Here is a 19881-nt window from a genome sequence, read left to right as displayed (position 1 = left end):
CCCAATCAGAGATCGAGGATATCTCCGAGTGGGAGGCACGAAAGTACATAAGATTCTTCATCTCCAATCCGGAATGGTGGCCAAGCTCTCGGTGGGCGAGGGCAAGCGCTGACAAGTGTGCGCTGATACACGGAGGAAGCCGGCCACCGACTCCGATTTGAAGTCAGCGACCCTGTGGATAGCTGGCGCTGGATCGCTGGTTGAACTGCATATGCTCCTCCGCTTGGCGCCCTCGGGTAAAGCCGCTTCGGCTTTCCTCAACCCTTGAAAACGGTCCGTCGTTGGCAGACACTAACTACATCAAGGCCGGCGGGCAAATGACCGACACCTCTGCCAAACGTATCATTCGCATTTTTATCTCCTCGCCATCTGATGTCCGGCCTGAACGAGCGATTGCCCGTCGTGTAACTACACGGCTTGGTCGTGAGTTTGCCCATCACTTCGATGTCGAACCGGTAATGTGGGAGCGCGAGCCGTTGCTGGCATCGGAGAGCTATCAAGAAGGGATCGCTGAGCCACACAAGACTGATATCGTGGTTGTGATTCTGTGGTCACGTCTCGGAGTGATGCTGGATGCGGCGAAGAAACCTGGACCGGTGTCAGGCCGGCAGGTGACAGGCACCGAATGGGAATTCGAGGATGCGCTTGCGGGTTACATGCGCACGCGCGAGCTGCCTGAGCTGCTGCTCTATCGCAAGGAAGCGGAAATTAGCGCACCGTTGACCAATCGTGCTGAGGTCGACGAACGAATGCGTCAGAAGGAGCTCGTCGAGGACTTCGTCCGTAGGTGGACCTTTGATACCGAAGGCATAACGTTTATCGGAGCTTCATCGCCGTTTAAGGATGGCGCTGAGTTCGAGGCCCTGCTTGAGGAGCATCTTCGGGTTCTCCTGCTGAAGCGACTAGGAGCGGACGGCGTCGCGCCATCCGGCAAACTCTATCCTGGACCACCCTACCGCGGCCTGCAGACGTTCGAGCCGGAGCACGAGCAGATATTCTTTGGGCGCACGCGGGCGAGAAATGAATTGCGTGAGCTGCTGGCCCGCCAGGCAGCGCGTGGCACGGCTTTCGTGCTGGTTATGGGAGGATCGGGCTCAGGCAAGTCGAGCTTGGTGAAAGCCGCTCTTGTGCCGGACCTGGCCGAATCCGGCATGATCGGAAGGGTCGGCTTGGTGCGGACTGCGATCACCCGGCCTGGCGCGGCGGCCGATCCGCTGTCGGCCTTGGTGTCGGCGCTGCTGGCGCGGAGTGCATTGCCGGAGCTGCGTAGCGCGCCACTCGACTATACCGAGGCAGAGCTCCTGGCCCTGCTGACTGAGGCACCTGAGCAAGCCGGGCAGCCGATAAGGCAGGGCCTGTCGTTGGCCGGAAAGGCGGCCGGACTGACGGCGCTTGGCGAGCCACGCCTGCTGTTGGTAATCGATCAACTTGAGGAGCTGTTTACCTCCGAAGGTGTCGCGGACGCGGTTGGCGACCGCTTCGCATTGGCGCTGGAAGGGTTGGCAAAAAGCGGGGTGACTTGGGTAGTGGCCACGTTGCGGTCGGACTTCTTCAACCGAATGAATCAAATGCCGCCACTAGTCCGTCTGTCGGAAGGTGAGGCCAAATACCTACTGTTGCCGCCTACCGCTGGAGAAATGGGGCAGATCGTGCGCCAGCCCGCGCGCGAGGCCGGTCTGCGCTTCGAGATCGATCGGGTGACTGGCGAGTGCCTTGACGACACAATCGTCGCCGCGGCGGCGTCCGATCCCGCGTCGCTGCCGCTTCTTGAATACCTGCTTGACCAGCTCTGGCGGCGCCGAGAGGGAGACGTGCTGGGTTTCGAGAATTATCGCGCACTGGGTGGGTTGGAAGGTGCGATCGGTTTGCGTGCCGAGGAAGTTCTGGCCAACCAACCGGCGGAGGTAAAGACGGAGTTTCCTCGCCTCCTGCGGTCGTTGGTGACGATTGGCCAGGGCGCCGCGGCCAGTGCTACAGCGCGCTATGCCAACATTGCAAGTTTCTTTCCGGGAACGCCGGTGCGACGGCTCGTCGATGCACTGTTGGCTCCTGACGCACGGTTACTAGTCGTCGATGGCGGAACCGTACGCGTGGCGCATGAGGCGCTACTGCGGCACTGGCGTCGCGCGCGTAAGCAGATTGCGAAGGACCGCACTGACCTGCAGTTGCGGGCACGGCTAGAGGAGCAGCAGGCGCGGTGGCGTGAGGCAGGTGATCTGGATCGCGATAGTCTTTTGCTTGGGTCTGGCTTGCCACTTGCGGAGGCGAGGGATCTGGTCGATCGCCGCGGCGATGAGCTTGGCGAAGAGGTAACGGAGTACGTTTCGCGTTCGATAGAAGCAGACGATATTCGACGCGTCGCCGAAATGAGTGCAGAGGCCGAACGGTTACGACTTGTGGCGGAGGAACAGAAGGCTCAGGCGGAACTCATCGCGGATCGTGAACGCGCAGCCAAGCGACTTTGGCGTATTACACTTCTTGGTGTGGTCATCATGGGCGGCCTCGCATTGCTCGCATGGGACAGATACGTTGAGGCAAGAGAACAGCGTGCGGAGGCGAACAAGCAACAGTCGAGGATCATGGCTCAGTCGTCGCGGAGTGCTTTAGCAAACGGCGACTTTGGTACTGCCTTGGCGTTGGCGGTTGAGGCGCTACCTCGTAACATCGCCAAGATGGATCGTCCGTACGTAGTTGAAGCCGAACGCACTCTCCAGGACGCTGTCCGACACGAGCATAGGGAGTCGGCCGTCCTGCGCCACACCGGTCGAGTGACGCGCGCGGTGTTCTCGGCTGACAGTAGGGAGGTGCTGACGTCGTCGTGGGACGAGACGGCGCGACTGTGGGACGTAACGACAGGCAAAGAGCGGGCAGTCCTACGAGGCCACACGGGTCCAATATGGAATGCAGTGTTGTCGGCCGATGGGAGGCAGGTACTGACGGCGTCCGAGGACAGGACTGTGCGATTGTGGGACGCAAATGGCCGACAACTAGGAGTATTGAGGGGCCATGATGGCGCAGTCTGGAGTGCCGCGTTCTCGGCCGACGGCAAGCAGGTGCTGACGGCGTCATGGGACACGACAGCTCGATTGTGGGACCTGACGACAGGGAAGGAGCGGGTCGTCCTCCGCGGCCACGCGGGTCCAGTATGGAGTGCCGTGTTCTCGCCCGACGGCTCGCGCGTGGTGACCGCATCCGGGGACGGTACGGTCCGGTTATGGGAGGTGGCGAGTGGAAAGGAACTCGCCGTCTTGGGCGCGCATGAGGGTCCTGTTTGGGGCGCAGAGTTTTCGGCTGATGGCACGCGGGTGCTGACGGCCTCGCAAGACGGGACAGCACGACTTTGGGAGGTGGCAAGTGGGAAGGTGGTCGCGTTGCGTGGCCATGAAGGCTGGGTGTGGAGCGCAAGGTTCTCATCCAGCGGAAATCGGGTGGTAACTGCGTCGGATGACAACACCGCTCGACTGTGGGATTCGGTGAACGGTCAAGAGTTGATAGTCATTCGCGGGCACGAGGACGCGGTGAAGGGTGCAATGTTTTCAGCCGACGAGACGCGCTTGCTAACGATATCGGATGACAAGTCAGCACGGCTGTGGGACGCGGCGACGGGCAGGGAGCGGGTCGCACTGCGCGGCCATGAAAGTGCGATACTTGGCGTGCAATTCTCAGCTAACGGGACGCAGGTGCTGACGGCATCAGATGATGAGACCGCTCGAGTTTGGGATGTAGCAACCAGCAATGGTCAGGTCGTTTTGCACGGCCATGACGGTCCCTTGTTTAGTGCGAGGTACTCGCTCGACTCGAGGCGGATCCTGACGACGTCGGAGGACAAGACCGCTCGCCTGTGGGATACGGTGAGTGGTCAGGAGCTGGCTATCCTACGGGGCCATGAAGGCCCCGTGATGAGCGCGGCGTTCTCGTCCGATGGCGCTCGGGTAGTGACGGCGTCGGCCGACGAAACCGCGCGGGTGTGGGTCCTGGCGAGCGGAGGAAAGAGTAGTATTCTACGCGGTCATGAGGGCCCCATATATAGCGCGGTGTTCTCAGCCGACGGGACGCGGGTGCTGACGGCTTCGGAGGATAGGACGGCCCGACTGTGGGAGGCGGAACGCAGCACGGTGCTGGCCATCCTCCACGGGCACCAGGGTCCAGTATCGAGTGCGGTGTTTTCGCCTGACGGCAAACGCGTGCTGACAGCATCAGACGACAGGACGGCGCGGTTATGGGAAGCGACGAGTGGGCGTCAACTAGCCATCTTCTACGGCCACGAGCGTCCGGTGACGAGCGCGGTGTACTCGCCGGATGGGACGCTGGTGCTGACTGCGTCGGAGGACAAGACGGCGAGACTGTGGGGGACCGCCGACGGAAAGGATCGAGGCATCCTGCGCGGCCATGAAGGTCCCGTATATAGTGCAGTTTTCTCCGCCGACGGCTCGCGGGTACTGACGGCATCGCAGGATGGGACGATACGACTATGGGTGGTGGCGACCGGCCAGGAGCTGGCTGTCCAACGTGGCAATGGGGGGGCGGTGTATAGCGCGGTATTCTCATCCGACGAGACCCGAGTGCTAACGGCATCCGAGGATGGAAGGGCGCGGTTGTGGCTTAACTTCGCCACGATACAGCAGCTTATCGACTATGGTTGTTCAATAATGCCACGGCCACTTACCAGGAAACAGCGCCGTGAGTTCCTTCTCGAAAGCGATCCGAGAGAATGGCCGTGCGGCTGGTCTGCTGACATGAAGGCAAAGCCCAACAATCAGTCCGTGGCTGCGTCACGCTGAAGAGTATCCCGCGTTGACGTGTGGTTAGCGCATTCGGCAGCGTAGAAGGAGGGGAGAAGTGCCGAAGCCGTTGCATGGGCTCGCTATCAATGCTCTAATGCTGCGGCTCACGCCATTCGGTGGCTTTGGAAAATCGGGTTTTCGCGATTTTCAGGTAGGACCTAGTACCGGCTAAAGAACCAGTCATGGCGTTAGCCCCACTGCTGAGGTTACTCCTGGATCTGTCGCGGCGACAGGAAGAAGCGGACAGCTGCAAGCCGGTGGCGACAGAGGCGCCGTTCGTCGCTATCCGCCGTCGTGCGGCGTTGAGTGGCGTCGTAGGTTTCGCATCGTCGCTGCCGCTTACTGGCCTAGCCGCAACTGCGCGGGTCGCCGTCGTAGGAGCGGGATTGGCTGGACTTGCGGCCGCGCGGGAGTTGCATAAGGCGGGACTCCGCCCTGACATCTACGAAGGCAATACGCGGGTTGGTGGGCGCTGTTTCACGGCGCGCGGAATATTCCTCGACGGTCAGCTCGCGGAGAATGGCGGTGAATACATTGACAGTGCCCACAGGGAGATAGCGGACCTCGCCGGGGAGCTTGGCCTAGCGCTCGATGACATAGAAGAGGCGACACCTCTCAATACGCGATCTTTCTACATGTTCGGCGGCAAGCCCTACAGTCTTAGCGACGCTACCCGAGATTGGCTGCCTCTGTATCCGGTTTTGAAGGCGCAAAGCGAGGTCATCGGTCAGTTCAGCTATAGAAGTGCTAATGCCGAAGCTCGCCGCTTTGACGCTATGACTATCGCCCAATGGGTTGAAACCTATGTACCCGGTGGTCGTAGCGGCCAGTTCGGTCAGTTACTCGAAACTAGCTTTGAGGAAGAAAACGGAGCGGATGCCGATCGGCTGAGTGCGCTCAACGTCATTTCCGTGCTAATCGCCAACTTACGACGTAGTCCCAATCGCTACAATGCAGCAAAGAAGAATGATCAGCGCTTACGTGTTCGGGGCGGCAATGACCAGATCGCGACGCTACTAGCCAAGGCTTCCGGCGATGGCCTCCACATGGCAACGGGGCTGATCGCGATCACGGCTTTGCCCAATGGCCAGGTCCGCCTCAGCTTCAAGCGCGACAGCGGCTTGAACGATGTCGTCTACGACCGCGTGATACTAGCAATTCCCTTCTCTGTGATGCGGGTATCGGTTGACTGCAGGCAGGCCGGTTTCCGCGCCCTGAAGAACCGTGCTATCGCGCTTTTGCCGATCGGGACCTCGACCAGAATTCAGCTTCAGTTCTCGCGTCGCTACTGGACTAGCGTTGGCTGCAACGGTGAGATGCGCGTGCCGTCGCAGATGTTTCAGACGACGTGGGAAGTGACCCGTGCCCAGCCAGGCAAGCAAGGAATCCTCAATTTCGTGTCTGGTGGCACGCGCGCCCTTAACGCTGCGAATCTCGATCCGATCACCCTGGCCGCAATGGTGATGAGCGATGTGGATCCGATCTTGCCGGGCTTGAGAGACACCTGGACCGGTAAGATGACTAAGACTGCCTGGACGAAGGACAATCGCTGGTCGCTCGGGAGTTCCGTCTATTACCCACCGGGCTACCAAACCAACCTTCTGGGCATCGAGGGCGAGCGCGAGGGAAATTGCTTCTTTGCGGGGGAGCATACTTCCGATCGGGGCGTATCCATGAACTCAGCTGTTCAGTCGGGCCGTCGGGCGGCTAGCGAGGTAATTGCGTCGCTGCGCTAGCGCCCGCACCGTTGGAACTGGGGCCGTGGAGAATCGTCGATGAAGGGGCTGCCTAGTCGGCGCCTGCTAGCGTTGCGGGATGGCTTCGAAGGAGACAGACTTCCCACCATAAGCCAAGTCCGCGCGCTGTCTGGTGACATTGCGCAATGACGTCCGGGCTCAACGAATGTTCGTGATCAAGGAACTCAGGCATGTCCAAGAATCGACACCTCCTGCTCGCCCTGACCAATTCTGTCCCAGGTCAGGAGGATGCATTCAACGACTGGTATGATGCTTACCATGTTCAAGAGTGCCTCAAGGTTCGGGGCTTCAAGAGCTGCCAGCGTTTCAAGCTGACGGCCAGCCAGCACGACCAGCCGCGACAGGCCTATCTCGCACTTTACGAGTTGGAGGGTGATGACCCGAAGGCGCTTCTGAAAGACCTCGAGGCCACGCGATCCGATCGCACGCAAAGCCCCGCGTTTGACCGCGAGAGCGTCTCGCTTTGGGTGTTCTCGCCGATCGCAGAAAAGCAGTACAGCCACGAGAGCGACGATTGAACCGACATGCCGACGCGAGGTGGAATCGCGTCCCTTTACTTCGACCAAGAGCAAGATGGGCGAGAGCGTCGTCAGGGGCTGGAGCCAACCCATGACTGTAGCCAGTGATGCTGCTGACAACATCAGTGAGCCTTGGGCTTCTCAGGAAGCAGAGAAGTCCGCTTACCGCTACAAGGCCTTCATCAGCTATCGCCATGCCGACGGCGATCGCCAGCTGGCGCAGTGGCTGCACTCGTCGATTGAGACCTATCGCACGCCGCGCCGCATGGTGGAGGAAGGATTCGCCAGTCGGTTAGGCGTGGTGTTTCGCGACGAGGAGGAGCTGTCGGCATCCGCAAATCTCAGTGGTGCGATCGAGGCAGCGCTCCAAGAGAGCGAGTTCCTCGTCGTCATCTGCTCGCCACGTACGCCGACCTCACGATGGGTCAATGAAGAGGTCATCCGCTTCCGCCAGTTGGGTCGCGAGAACCGAATCCTGGCTTGCCTGATCGAGGGTGAGCCGGCGCAAGCCTTCCCGCCCGCTCTCCATGAAGTGCATGGTGAGAGTGGCGAGCCGGCTGGCGGGAACGCCGCTCTGGAGCCCCTCGCTGCTGACTTCCGTCCTGCCAATGGCTTGAGCCGGAGTGCCATCCGGCGAATCGCCAAGCTGAAGCTTTTTTCCACCCTTCTCGGTTGCCGGTTCGACGACCTAGTTCTCCGTGAGCAGGCTCGACGGCGAAAACTGATTGTTGCCGCCTTCAGCGCCATCGGGGTGATCTTCACGATCATCGCTGGCCTTGCTGTGTTCGCTGTGCTGCAGCGAAATCTCGCACAGGAGCAACGCGCCGAGGCGATCGCCCAGCGTGACGCCGCCCTGCTGACGCAATCGCGGTTCCTGACAGATCTGTCGCGCCAGCGGACAGAATCGGGTGATGGCAGCCTCGGCGTTCTCCTTGCGCTGGAAGCACTCCCGGGCAACCTGGCGAAACCAGACAGGCCCTACTACCCGGCGGCCATAGCGGCGCTTGCAGCTGCCGTGGCTGCACAACGCGAGATCCTGACGCTGGGAGTCGAACCTGCCGACCACGTTGTCGACGCAAGAGTCAGCGACGACGGCAGCCGCTTGCTCGTCGGCACGGCAGATGGAACCGTGGCCCTGTGGGATACCCTTGACAGGCGGCAGCTCTTTGCAATGCCTGTGGCGGCTGAACCGATAATCCGGGTCGCCTTCGGAACTGACAAGGGACAAATCCGGGCTGCAACCAGGAAGGCAATCTACATCGTGGATCCCTCTGCCCGGCAGGCATCGCGCATCATCGCGCTCGACGCCGCTGTCGATGGGGACCGGCCGGCGAAGAAGGCGGAATGGCTCGATGTCGTTTTTGGCGACGGCACGCAAGACCGCCAGCGTCGTATCGTCACTGTGGACCGTACCCACAGGGCGCAACTTTGGACACAGGACAGGGAACATTGGGTCGGCGGCCCATTGATTGCGCTCGAGAACCAATCATACACTTGGCGCGCGATCAGCCCCGATGGACGCTCCATTGCATCAGGTGGCGCGGAGTCCAATCAGGTCGTAGTGGTCGACCTTGAAAGTGGCAAGGAGCGCGCTCGTATCAGCCTGGAGGAGATCGGCGGCAAAGGCACCGGTACCCTTGCAGGAGCCTTCGCCAATCGTAGCGACCGACTCATTATAAGCCAAGGTACGGAGGTGGCAATCTGGGACTTCGCATTAACGCAAACCGTCGCCACGCTCTCGGGCCATAGCAGCCTTATCTGGAAAATCGCTGTTTCACCCGATGACTCATCCATCGCGACCGGCTCTGCCGACGGCACCGTCAAGCTTTGGATGGTCGATGACAACTATGCGAAATTCGTCGTGAGTTTCGACGGCTTTGTGCAGGGTAGTCTGGCACCTCTCAACCGAGGCTCGGAGTTCGAGCGGCAAGCACTCCTCGACGAGCGCATGCAGAACGATTTTGAACCCGCCGTGGGACATGTTTCTTTCAGCGCCGACGGCCGTCGGTTGCTGGCGACCTCGGGTGACCGGAGCATTAGGGTGTTCGACGTCGCCAAGCCGCATCTGATCGCCAAGGTTAGCGGTCATACAGGGCGAATTGACCGGGCGGTGATAGCGGCGCACGGAATGCTCGCCGTGACCGTCGGGCGTGATGGAACGGCGCGACTGTGGCAGGTTGCCGAGGTGCCGCGCATCGAGCTCTTCCGTGCCGAGGGCGGCGGCGCAGTCGAGAAAGTCGTGATGCCCGCGAAGAACGATTGGCCATTGGTGCTAGCTCGGCATTCCGACACGCACTGTGGCGGCAGGTGGAGCGCTTGGCGAGCTGACACGGGCGATCTTCTCGAACCTGCACTGCCACCGGGCAGCGAGGACAGGCTCGACCTCCGCTCCATCTCGGTTGACGGCGGAAGCAGGGTATCTGGCTCATCGACCAGCGGTGAACTTCGCGTCCAGGACTTCGCGACCGGGCGGACGACGGAGGTCCCTGCGGCACCTCCGGAAGGACCGATCAGTTGCGCGTATGTCGGACCTGGCGGCAAGACGGTCTTGATCATGCGTGAGGCAGGGGCAGAGCTTCGGCCAGTCCCCGGCGCGGCGGAAGCACCAGCCGGCCCTGTCCGGGGCGAGTTTGCGTCGCTGGGGGGCCTGTGGTGGTCGCTCGCTCCGACGGGTGCCCCGACGCTTTCCGAACTTGAGAAGTCACTCGAGTTCGGCTGGTCGGAGGTGAACCGCGACGGCAGCCGTCTTCTCGTCCGCCAGTCAGATAACGCCGTTGCCCTCTACGACCTCAAGGGAGGACGTCTGGTTCGCAGGTTTGCCGTACCCGGCGACGCCACCGATGTGAAATTCAGCAGCGACGGTAAGGCGATCGTCGGCAGCAATCGAGAGGTCGTGCGCATGTGGGACGCTGTCGACGGCAGGATGACCCGCGAGATCGTGGTCGACGCCGAACCGGATTTCGTCGCCCTCGGTGGAGCCGACGGGACATACTTTGTGGTGACCAGCACCAAGGGAGCGGTCAAAGTCATCGACCTGCAGACCGGTCGCCCGCCGTTCGTTCTCGGCGAAACCTTCGCCGCGCCGGTCGATGTTGCGATCGACGCGAGCGGGGACAGGGCAATTATCAAGGCCCGGGAGCGCGATTGCAGCGATGTCGCACCTTCGCTCTGGGACCTGCGACAGAACAGAAAGGTTTCGTCGCTTTCGGTATCTCAGGGATGTCCATACCGCTTTGCCTTCTCGGCGGATGGCGCGCAGGTGTTAGGTGCCGTCTCCGAACCCTATCGCCTGGTCGTGTGGGAGAGCGCCGGTGGGGGAGAGCTTGCTGAGTTCGGCCCTTGCCTTCCCGAGGGCGCCGGGATGGGCGATGGCGACGCAAGCCAGGTCATGGATGCCGGCTTCAGCGACGACAATCGCCACCTCTATGCCGGGACACTGGGAGGGGGCGTGTGCATCTGGCCCAATCCAGGTGCTGGCCCTGCTCTTGTCGAGCGCGCGAAACAGAGTGTGCCGCGCAGCCTGACGTCCGAAGAGCGCAAGCGCTTCTTCCTGGAAGGCCAAGTTCAGAGGTAACCTTACAGCCACCGCATAGTCTCGGTAGGGAGGTCTCGAGCACGGCGACGCAGGTTCGTGAACGTCAAGACGGGCGTCGACGAGGCTTAAGCTCGCCACCTAGACTTCCGGGATTGGGGCAACCCTTCCACCACCATCGCAGGAGGCAACATCGCCATTTCCGGGATGAACCACTTCACGCTTTTCACCAACGGCCTCGAAGCGACGAAGACCTTCTATGCGATCTGCGGACTGAAGCCAGGCCCGCGACCGCCGCTGAACGTGCCGGGAGTGTGGCCGCGACTGCTAGGCCGCGCCGAGTTTTGCCTGGCACTGCTGGCGGCTCTGTTTCTTATTGCCGGCCAGTCCCCCACGCTCGCCCAGGCCGATGCCTGGACCTCGCTGCGCCAGCCTGGCCACGTGGTTTTCGTGCGCCATGCGGTGACAGCGGGCGGGTTCGGCGATCCGCCCGGCTATCGGCTCGACGATTGCGCAAGTCAGCGCAACCTGACAGATGCCGGTCGAGCCCAAGCGCGTCGCACGGGCGAAGCCTTCATGGCGCGCGGACTGACGTTCGATCGTGTATTGTCGAGCCCGTGGTGCCGCTGCATGGAGACCGCCAAGCTCCTCACCGGGCGCGATCCGGAACCGATGGACGCGCTCAGCAACCTAGTCGGGCGCGCCGAGCACAGGGAACACCAGGTGATGTCCCTCAGGGCTTACCTCGCGGGCCAGGGGTCCGCGTCGCGCGTGCTGTTTTCTACCCACGGCATCCTGATCAACGCACTGGTGGGGATCAACCCAGCCGAGGGCGAGATGGTGATCGTCAAGGCAGGCGTCGGCGGCGAACCGCGCGTTGTCGGCAGGTTGCGAGTCGAATAAGGGCAAACGTCCTAGTCAGCCCGTCGTGATTTGCCCTTTTGCGCATGCACTGCTTGTAGGCAGGGCAATCTGGCTGGCTGAGAAACGACAAGCATGGCAACATACAACTTAACAGCTCGAGGCAGGACGCGTGTCGGACAGCAGGATCAATTACCAGTTGGCCATGTGGGAGGCGAAGCGCCAAGAAGGCCAACGGTGGCAAGCGCGGGCCGCGCGATGGGACGTCAACGAGCGTCGCGTCTTCATCAGCTACTCCGGCGGCGACAAATTAATTGCCGACGACGTTCGCAGGCGCCTGCAGGCTCGGAAGATTCCCAGTTTCGCCTTCGATCATGACATGGTGCCTGGCGATGAGATCGTCGCGAGGATCAAGGCCGAAATCGACCGAAGCTCACACATCGTGGTCGTCGCAACGCGCGAGAGCATGAAAACGCCGTATTGGCTTAGCTATGAACTAGCGTTAGGCGACGCGAATCAGAAAGCATTGCTGACGCTCGTTCCGGACCTGGGTCTTGACTTGCCAGATCCGTTCCGCCGTTACCGCTATGTACGAGGCTGGGACGAATTCGAGCGATATTTCGACCAGCCCGAATTCGATCCCGCTGTAGTCGAGGACTTCCTGACGGAAGTGCTTCAACAGCCCGCGCACGAGCGAGCGCGCTACCGACCTGTGGCCGGCGCAGTAGCGACGTGGGAGTGTGGCGAACCGAGGAATGGCGGACACCTGACACTCGAAGCCTTGGAAGAGAGTCCCTGCCTGACGGTTCGAGACTGGAGCGCTGGTCAAATGAACTGGGAATACATGCTTGTGCACGACGCCGCGCTGCGAGCATTGGTGATCAGACCTGTGATGGGCTTTTTCCGAGGAGGAAGCTTGGGAGGGGGAACAGCCAGACGGGATCTAGGCATAGTCATTGAGTACGAGCCCGCAAGCGCGAGCGCCAAGACCCGGGGTTGGAGAACCAGCAACGCCTTCTGGTTGGCTACGGTGCGACTACTGGTCGAGGAACTCGCGCGTGCTACGCCGGCGGGGGCAGTCGTTCGCGGTGATGACATCAATACTTGATTGACCGTCTTCCGATTCAACCCTTCGGGGCGCACTGCGTTGAGTTGGCCAACGGTGTGGTCAATCATGCCGTCACGCGCCGCGACTGCACCGCCGACCCGGTCCGGGGATCGGGGAGCGTGCAACTTGCGGGCAGCTTCTCCGAAGGGGACGTGCTCGCTCGCTTCGAGCGGATGCGCCGGCCGCTACGAGGCCGTGCTGGGCGACCACCTGCCGCTGGTCGTACCGGGCCGCTTAGCCGACGCCTCGACCTACGTCGTACGCGTCTCGGCGAAGAGCCGTGCCGACGCCGATGCTCTGTCCGGTTGCGCCGGACCGGGCTCTACTCGCCACACAGGGATGGAGGGCGGTCCTCCGAAGCCGCCCGGCAAAAAGGGGCCGGGCATTTTGCCCTGGGGGTAACGATCCCTCGCACAGGAAGAGATCAAAGACGCTTGCGATGGCACGCGGCGCGGCAAGACCGGGCTAGAATCGCCGACTCTTTCCCTGCCGTCTACGCGCCGGCAGATAGCTTCCGGTATGACGCTGCCGTTGAAGGTACCATGTGAAGTCTCTCATTATTGTCGGGGCATCAAGCAAGACGGGACGGGTTGGCGCTATCGCTACGAAATGCTTACGCGACATCACAACAACCACGGCGCTTCCGTCCGCCCGACCCGGCAGTAAGCACCAGAGAGCATTGCGCCCCATGTCTGGTGGATCATGGGCGGCGCTGCCCTGGAAATCGAAGATGACAGGCACCGAGCTTCCGAGCCAGGCGGCTGGGAAACACTCATCGGGAAAAGCCACAAGAAGGTATCCCTTTTGAGGTGTCCCTCTGAGGGAGTCCTTACTTCTGTCAAAGCGCGCATAGTCCCTTTTGAGGCGCGTGCCATCGACAACCCAGATCATGTTCCGATAGAAGCGCTCCCGCGCCGCGCGTTCGTGCGGATCAAGATGGGAATGTTGAAACTCGATCACGAGATCATGCGGCGTGCGCACATCTGCGATGTGCCATTCCCCCGATGACGGGTCCTGCTGTCTGTATTCCTGCCAGTCCGCTGGAAAGTTGTCTTTCCACACGCGGTGCCAGTCTGTTTCCGGCTCCCACCACCTGTCGCTGCAAGGCTTTTCGGGAAGATGCGCCCAATGCCTCTTCCGGTGCGTGCCGCACCTCGCCGTAACAGGCTGGAAGCATCCTGGACACTGACCTCTCAGTGCAGGCTCAGCCTCAACCCGTTCGTTGTTCACTAAAGCAAAGTGCATATACCTCATATAACAATTTGCCCACTCTCGTACAGCGGGAACCATGAAATGGCATTGCGCTCCGGAGCGCGTCCGGCATCGCCGGCCCTGACTCTACGTCGTCCTAGCCTCCCTTCCGGGCCTCTCGCGCTGCCGCGAGAAACGCCAGCACGGCGGGCCAGGATTGCTCACAGGCAAACGCGTTGCCCGCTGCCGTGCCGCCAAATGCAATATCGATGCGAGAGACCGGATGCGGCCGCGCCAGCATCGTTGTCGGCGCATACGGATAGGTGATCACGTGCCCGGCATCTTCGTAGCTGAGATGCACGACCGAGTGCGGATGCCGGGCCGCTTCGAGTCGTTGCGCAATGAGCTCGCCGAAGCGGGCCGACGGCCAGAGCGCGTCGTCGCGGCCCGAGATGAGCATCACCGGCCCGCCGATACGCTCGACGGCGATGGACGACCGCGACACTGCCTGCGCGTCCTCGAGGGCTGCCAGGAAGGCCGGCGTCTGCCGTTTCGGCGCCGGCGCATTGTCGAACAGTGCCCAGTCCGCCCGCGGATTGTCCTGCGCCAGCACGGGCAGGTGGCGGCCGCGCCACGACCACGCCGGCGCGTGACGATGCTCGCCCGGCCGACCCGCGTTCAGCACGCCGTTGGTCACGGAGCTTGGCACGTAGGCGATCACCGCGTCGATCAACTCCGGCATGGTGGACCCGAGCAGCAACGACAACTCGCCGCCGCGCGAGACACCGGCGACGGCGACGAAGTCGGGAGCGAGCGTCCGGCGGGCCCAGTGCAGCGCGCGCTCAAAATATTCCAGCGGGATCTGCGAGATCGTCGGCGGCAGGCCAGGCGCGCCGAAGTAACCGAGCGCGAGCGCCGCGTATCCATGAGCGGCAAAAAGCGAAGCGCGTGCTTCCATCAGTCCGCCGCCGGATCCGCTCAGGACGACCACCAGCCCATGCGGTCCCGGCTGTGGCGGGGTGAACAGCGTGCCGACGATGCCGTCCTCGTGGATCGGCCGCACGTCGACACCTGGGCCGAGAAAATGCTGCTCGAACCGGCCCTCCGCGCTGCTGCTGGCCGCACTTGCCGCGAGGTGGACGGTGACCGGCGCGGTCTGGTCGAACGGCGTGCCCGGCGGCTGCGCTTCGCCGGTCTGGCGCATCGACCAGACGACGCCCATCGGAGAAGCAGCCCCATAGGTTCCGGAGACAGGCGCGGACGTCGTCAAATCCACGCAACCTTCGGCATCGGCGACGAACACGGCCTCGCTTCGCCAAGTGCTGCCGTCGTTCTGCTGCAACGTCGCGACCAGGGTGACCGCCTCGCCAGGCGCGAAGTCGAGCAGGCCGATCTGGCGGGCGTCGTCGATAAGGGCACTTTCAGGCTCGACGAGGACGCGCGGTGCGGTGGGACTCGACATGGCGCCCTTCGAGATTGTGCGTGTTCAACGATGCAGACCGCGAAATTGCTTGTCAAACCTGCGCGACCAGGCCGGGCAGGATCGTTCTGGTCCCGCAGGCATAGCGCCCCCTTCTGGTTGCCTTGCAACAACCGGAGGTTAGTCCAGGAACTCGCTTGCCGGGAACCCCGACCAGCCCAACCATGACGCGCCTGGCGCTTGCTGACATGCTGCGCTTTTCGAGCCTCAGCGCCTTCTTCCGTTGGTTCCACGCCCAGTTCGGCTCGAGTCCGTCTGCGTGGCGCGGTAGAGCATCCTTTGAGCTCTCGTGCGCCTGCGAAGGCGACGAGCATGGTATGGTGCGCAAGATGGTTCGTAGTCGGTCTTGCTGTTGGGAAGCCGTCGCTGCGACGGCCCGCCGGTTCGGCGTGGTCAGCGGCATGGCGTTGGCCCTTTTCTGCGCCGAGCGGCCCGCGCTCGCTGAGCCGCAGCGTGCTACTGCGGCCGCGACGCGCCCGTCGGTCGACGCGATCTGCATCGCTCTAGTCCAGGCCGCGGCGGCCAACGACCTGCCGCTGGAATTCTTCGTCCGCCTGATCTGGCAGGAAAGTCGCTTCGACCCGTCAGCCGTCAGCCCGATGGGGGCACAGGGCATTGCGCAATTCATGCCCGCGACGGCCGCGATGCGCGGGCTGACCAACGCCTTCGAGCCGTTGCAGGCGGTACGCGAGTCGGCGAGCTACCTGCGCGAGCTGCGCGTCACCTTCGACGGCAATCTCGGCCTGGCCGCGGCCGCCTACAATGCCGGTCCCGGCGCCGTCGCGGCCTGGCGTGCCGGCCGAGCCGCCTTGCCGTTCGAGACGCAGGCCTATGTTCGCCTGGTTACCGGTTACACGGTCGAGGCCTGGACGGCACGGCAGATGCCGGAGATGACGTCGCCGCCACCAGTTGTGGATACGCTGATGGGCGCGCGCTGCGTCGAGCTGGCCAACGGTGTGGTCAATCATGCCGTCCCGCGACGCGACTACACCGCCGATCCGGCCTGGGGACCGTGGGGCGTGCAGCTAGCCGGCAGCTTCTCGGAAGGGGATGTGCTCGCGCGCTTCGAGCGGGTGCGCCGCCGCTACGAGGCCGTGCTGGGCGACCGACTGCCACTGGTCGTGCCCGGCCGCCTGACCGACGCCTCGACCTACGTCGTGCGCATCTCAGCGAAAAGCCGCGCCGACGCCGATGCCCTGTGTGCCCGCCTGCGTGCCGCCGGCGGCGCCTGCATCGTGCTCAGCAACCCGCGCAGCTAGGCCCAACCCAGCAGAGACCGCAGTTTCTCTCCCTACCTGGCCGGTCGCACTATCCGACCTGCCGCTCCCAAACTTGCGTTGTGCGTGCGATCGTTGAGACCCGGCGAGACCGCTTGCGCCGGGCAGGGGCGGCGGCTAATTTTGTTGCGTCTGGGGCGCGCGAAACGGAGACCGTTGGATTTCAGGTTCGTTCGCTCCGCCAGTGATCCTGGGTTCAAAGTTCTCCGTTGAGAATGTCGCGACCGAAAAAGCTCAGCATTTGCGGGCTTTCCGGCACGGACCTGATGACTGCAGTCGTCGTCTTAGGCTCCGTTTTGCTCTCTCTCTCTCTCTCTCTCTCTCTCTCTCTCCAGACCTTCTTCTCCCAAAGCTGTTGATTCCGTCATTTCATTACGCTTCCCATAAGTCGTTAATTTCGCGTGCTTATTTGAGACGGCGCAGCTCCGCAAGGAAGCCGGCGTCGCCGAGGCCGTCGACGATCCCGCGGCATCCCCACAGGGCAACGGCGTTAGGTTCACCGGCACAATCTACGAGGTCAATCTCGGCGACGCCGCGGCCCGCCTGATCGTCGGTTTCGGGGCCGGCGCGCAGCGGCTCAGTGGCAACTTCCAGATTACGTCCGGAGACGGACCGGTGCTGACGCAGTTCGCCACTCGCGAAAGCTACGCCGGCGGCGCCGGCATCGGCGGCGGCACCCTGATCTCGCTGCAGGAATTCGCTCGCAAGTTCGGGGAATCGACCGCGCGCGTCGTCGGCCGATGGATGCGGGGAGAAGCCTTGCAGTAGGTTGGCCACACGTCATTCGCCTGCGTCGTATCATGAAAGGACCGGGAGTGGACGTCACATGCTGGTGGACATCCTGTGGCGAGCGAAGCTCGGCGCCTTGTTTGGCTTGCACTGTCGCGACGGTGTCCACCGGCTGTAGCGGGCTGGTTCGGAAAAGCCCGAACTCAACGCCGAACGGATGGCCACCTTCCACCATGCGAGGGTCGGCCGGTCCCTGTCCCTGTTGCCTCGCAGAACTTCAGATGCCTTTTTGCTCACCCCCGGGCTCTGCCGAGGTACCGAGCCAGCCGACACTCGATGTCGTATTGAGTGGGAGGTAAAGCGGCTTTTCGTATCGCAGTGTCGCGATGACTCCGTCGAACCGTTGTGTGGGCATGTACAGATAAATGCCGTTGACGGTAAGTGCGGGTGCGGACAGCGCTCCCGATCTCCGCCAAGCCCGTTCGACCGGAGGGGGTGCTATTTGGCCCAAGCGCGCATTAGCCCAGCCCTAGTCCAGCATTCAACTGTCTTAACTGCTAGGTCGGCGCTAGTCGGCTTGTCCCATTATCAAAGGATACGCTCCTGATATTCCCCGATGGCTGCAGCGCCGCGGCAATACTTGCAAGATCATTCGGGCCGAGGCGCGCCACCAGTACAATAGGATCACTGCGGTAGAGCCGGACAAAATCCATGCGGCGGGAAAAGCTGGGCCTATATTGACCAAGACCGTAGAGATTCAGTTGGCATCAAGGTATTCTACAGGCGCGCCAAGTAGTTCGATCCGCATGAACGCAGCAACGTGCGCATATATCATCTATAGGGGCGGCTCGGCCCGTCGTGTACTCAGTCGCCATGCCATCACCAGGCACATTCTGCTCCCATCTTGACGTTGGGCTGTCGAAAGCGCCCAATTTGCATCCCGATACAGGCCTTCAACGGGCGGCAAGTCTGCACCCCCGGCGCATGCCGGGAGCCATGCGAAAAGCAAAATTCAGAACTCCTGACATAGGCGGTTGTGGCACCGAAAATGCTGGAGTTTTCATTGGTGGGGGTGCGGACCAATACCTGTCCAGTTTGTGGCATCGAAAACGTGTTCTGCTCGCAAAATCAGAGGTTCTTCGGCATAGGCTGCGGACCCAAACGTGTCCGCTCTGGCAGAGCCGGACATTCCCGCATTGGCCTATGTCAGGAGTTCTGAAATTAAGGCTGTGAAGCGGGGCATGCTTGGACTCCTTCACAAAATTCCCGTTCAAGGCTGTGACCGCATTGATCCCAGTCAACTCGGTCACCCGCGTCGCGAGCGCGAATCCGTACGTGCCGACCACGGCTCCAACCGCCAGGATTCCTATTTTGATTTAGATCAAGATCTTCCACTCCTCATGGCCTAAAGATTTTCGCCGTAGGCGCGAGGAAACATGGCTTTCATACACCTGTTTCGAGGCGGGACGCCCACTCTAACTGCAGCTGGCCGAGAACGTACCGTTTCACGCCAACGCGTCGGTCTTGCTCTTGTACTTTTGGCAGTCGTTACAGCCTGTGCACCGCGAGTTCAGTCCATGGTTCCAGAAGCCATGCCGGGACACGGGGAAGCAACAAGTTCGCCATTCTATCGGGCCATACTGGTGACGGATGTTGGCGGGGGAGAGAAGCCAGTGTTGGGGGATGAGAATATCGTCATCAAAGCCGGCGAATTCCGCGCTGCCTTGATCCAAGCCTTGGACCGCGAGCAGTTCGGGAGTGCAGACAACAACGCTCCGTTTCGTTTGAAAGCCTTTATCGTCGAGGTGACCCGCCCCTACCCGGGATTCTCGCAGACGACAGACAGCTTTGTCCGGTACACGCTCATTCGATCCCGAGACGGGCAGGTCGTCTTCGACGAGGTGGTTCGAAGCACTTTCACCAGTATGCCGTTCGATGCGCCGCTGCAGATCATACGGGTTCAATTGGCGCGAGAGGAAACAGTGCGCGCAAGCATTTCGGCTCTGCTCGATCGGCTTCGCTCGGCCGAGATGTCCCAGTGAGAGGCCCCAAGGTCAACGGAATCGCAGAATGGTGCCGCACGGGCGCGGTGTTGTTCTTGCTTGCCTTAATCGCCGGCTGCGGTCCGACCGGGTACACACGGGCCAACGGTAGCGCGTTTGGATATGACGAGCGCGCGATGGGCAACGATGAATATGCTATTACGGTCACCGGCAACCCCCAAACGAGCCAGGAACGTGTTGCCGATATTGCTTTTCTGCGTGCCGCCCATCTCGCAATGGAGCAGCGGAGGACTCATTTTGCAATCTTGAACAGATCGAGCCAGAAATTTGCGCGGCAATCGGCGGTAATAACGCCGGTTGGCGTTCCCCTCATCACGCCCTACAATGTGTCTCACGCCATACTTCTCATCCGGCTGCTGCCGAATGATCAACCTTATCCCCCTGACTCGGTCGACGCAGCCAAGGTCATTGCGGAAGTCGGTCCTCGATTGAAATGAGCCGTCTCACGGCGGATGGAGAACGTTTCCCCAGACGAGGTGATGTTGCCACCTTGTAGCAGGCTGACGCCTCGGAGGGCCACTGGTGCGCGATGGCCAAACCGTGCCACCCGCCAAGAAAGGGAGCTTCGAGGGTGACGAAAA

General features: G+C 61.9%; 11 protein-coding genes and 1 pseudogene. 10 read left to right on the top strand and 2 right to left on the bottom strand.

Annotated features, from left to right (window positions below; genetic code table 11):
- Positions 1-317 precede the first annotated feature (317 nt).
- The 6 genes from AB7O82_RS07200 to AB7O82_RS07175 all read left to right on the top strand — a co-directional run bounded on the left by AB7O82_RS07200 (position 318) and on the right by AB7O82_RS07175 (position 12560).
- Entirely contained in the window at positions 318-4781 is a 4464-nt protein-coding gene (locus AB7O82_RS07200; protein WP_428619013.1) for an AAA family ATPase, read from the top strand.
- 185 nt (positions 4782-4966) lie between these two features.
- Positions 4967-6520, top strand: coding sequence for a flavin monoamine oxidase family protein (locus AB7O82_RS07195; RefSeq protein ID WP_428619010.1), 1554 nt, complete (start codon positions 4967-4969; stop codon positions 6518-6520).
- Between the two features lie 191 nt (positions 6521-6711).
- Positions 6712-7059 (top strand): hypothetical protein, encoded by a 348-nt coding sequence (locus tag AB7O82_RS07190; RefSeq protein WP_428619008.1) that lies wholly within the window; start codon positions 6712-6714, stop codon positions 7057-7059.
- Between the two features lie 91 nt (positions 7060-7150).
- Positions 7151-10633 carry a toll/interleukin-1 receptor domain-containing protein gene (locus tag AB7O82_RS07185; RefSeq protein WP_428619005.1) on the top strand — a complete coding sequence of 1161 codons (3483 nt, stop codon included), beginning with the start codon at positions 7151-7153 and terminating at the stop codon, positions 10631-10633.
- A 165-nt stretch (positions 10634-10798) separates the two neighbouring features.
- Positions 10799-11494: a histidine phosphatase family protein gene (locus AB7O82_RS07180; protein ID WP_428619003.1), complete on the top strand. Its 696-nt coding sequence runs from the start codon at positions 10799-10801 to the stop codon at positions 11492-11494.
- A gap of 130 nt (positions 11495-11624) precedes the next feature.
- Positions 11625-12560 carry a toll/interleukin-1 receptor domain-containing protein gene (locus AB7O82_RS07175; protein ID WP_428619000.1) on the top strand — a complete coding sequence of 312 codons (936 nt, stop codon included), beginning with the start codon at positions 11625-11627 and terminating at the stop codon, positions 12558-12560.
- Positions 12561-13025: 465 nt separating this feature from the next.
- Here the strand turns inward: AB7O82_RS07175 and AB7O82_RS07170 are convergent, their stop codons facing one another.
- Both AB7O82_RS07170 and AB7O82_RS07165 read right to left on the bottom strand, forming a co-directional pair.
- Complete coding sequence (locus AB7O82_RS07170) at positions 13026-13805, bottom strand: competence protein CoiA (RefSeq protein ID WP_428619015.1); 780 nt, start codon at positions 13803-13805, stop codon at positions 13026-13028.
- Between the two features lie 103 nt (positions 13806-13908).
- Positions 13909-15213 (bottom strand): acyl-CoA thioesterase/bile acid-CoA:amino acid N-acyltransferase family protein, encoded by a 1305-nt coding sequence (locus AB7O82_RS07165; protein ID WP_428618997.1) that lies wholly within the window; start codon positions 15211-15213, stop codon positions 13909-13911.
- Between the two features lie 419 nt (positions 15214-15632).
- On the opposite strand from AB7O82_RS07165, the gene AB7O82_RS07160 reads away from it, so the two are divergent.
- From AB7O82_RS07160 to AB7O82_RS07145, 4 genes and pseudogenes are all read left to right on the top strand, one after another.
- Positions 15633-16490: a lytic transglycosylase domain-containing protein gene (locus AB7O82_RS07160; RefSeq protein ID WP_428618995.1), complete on the top strand. Its 858-nt coding sequence runs from the start codon at positions 15633-15635 to the stop codon at positions 16488-16490.
- A 495-nt stretch (positions 16491-16985) separates the two neighbouring features.
- Positions 16986-17276, top strand: a pseudogene (locus tag AB7O82_RS07155) (DUF4410 domain-containing protein); the annotation flags it as partial.
- 1538 nt (positions 17277-18814) lie between these two features.
- The gene (locus AB7O82_RS07150; protein WP_428618994.1) at positions 18815-19279 is read left to right on the top strand and encodes a hypothetical protein; all 465 of its coding nucleotides are present in this window, start codon (positions 18815-18817) and stop codon (positions 19277-19279) included.
- Positions 19276-19737 carry a CC0125/CC1285 family lipoprotein gene (locus tag AB7O82_RS07145; protein ID WP_428618992.1) on the top strand — a complete coding sequence of 154 codons (462 nt, stop codon included), beginning with the start codon at positions 19276-19278 and terminating at the stop codon, positions 19735-19737. The genes AB7O82_RS07150 and AB7O82_RS07145 overlap by 4 nt, the downstream gene beginning before the upstream one ends.
- The last annotated feature ends 144 nt before the right edge of the window (positions 19738-19881 follow it).

It is taken from the genome of Reyranella sp. (genome assembly GCF_050185545.1).
In the GTDB taxonomy this organism is placed as follows: Bacteria; Pseudomonadota; Alphaproteobacteria; order Reyranellales; family Reyranellaceae; genus Reyranella.
The sequence above is the reverse complement of the archived record's forward strand: the minus strand, read 5'-3'. Positions and strand labels throughout refer to the sequence as shown.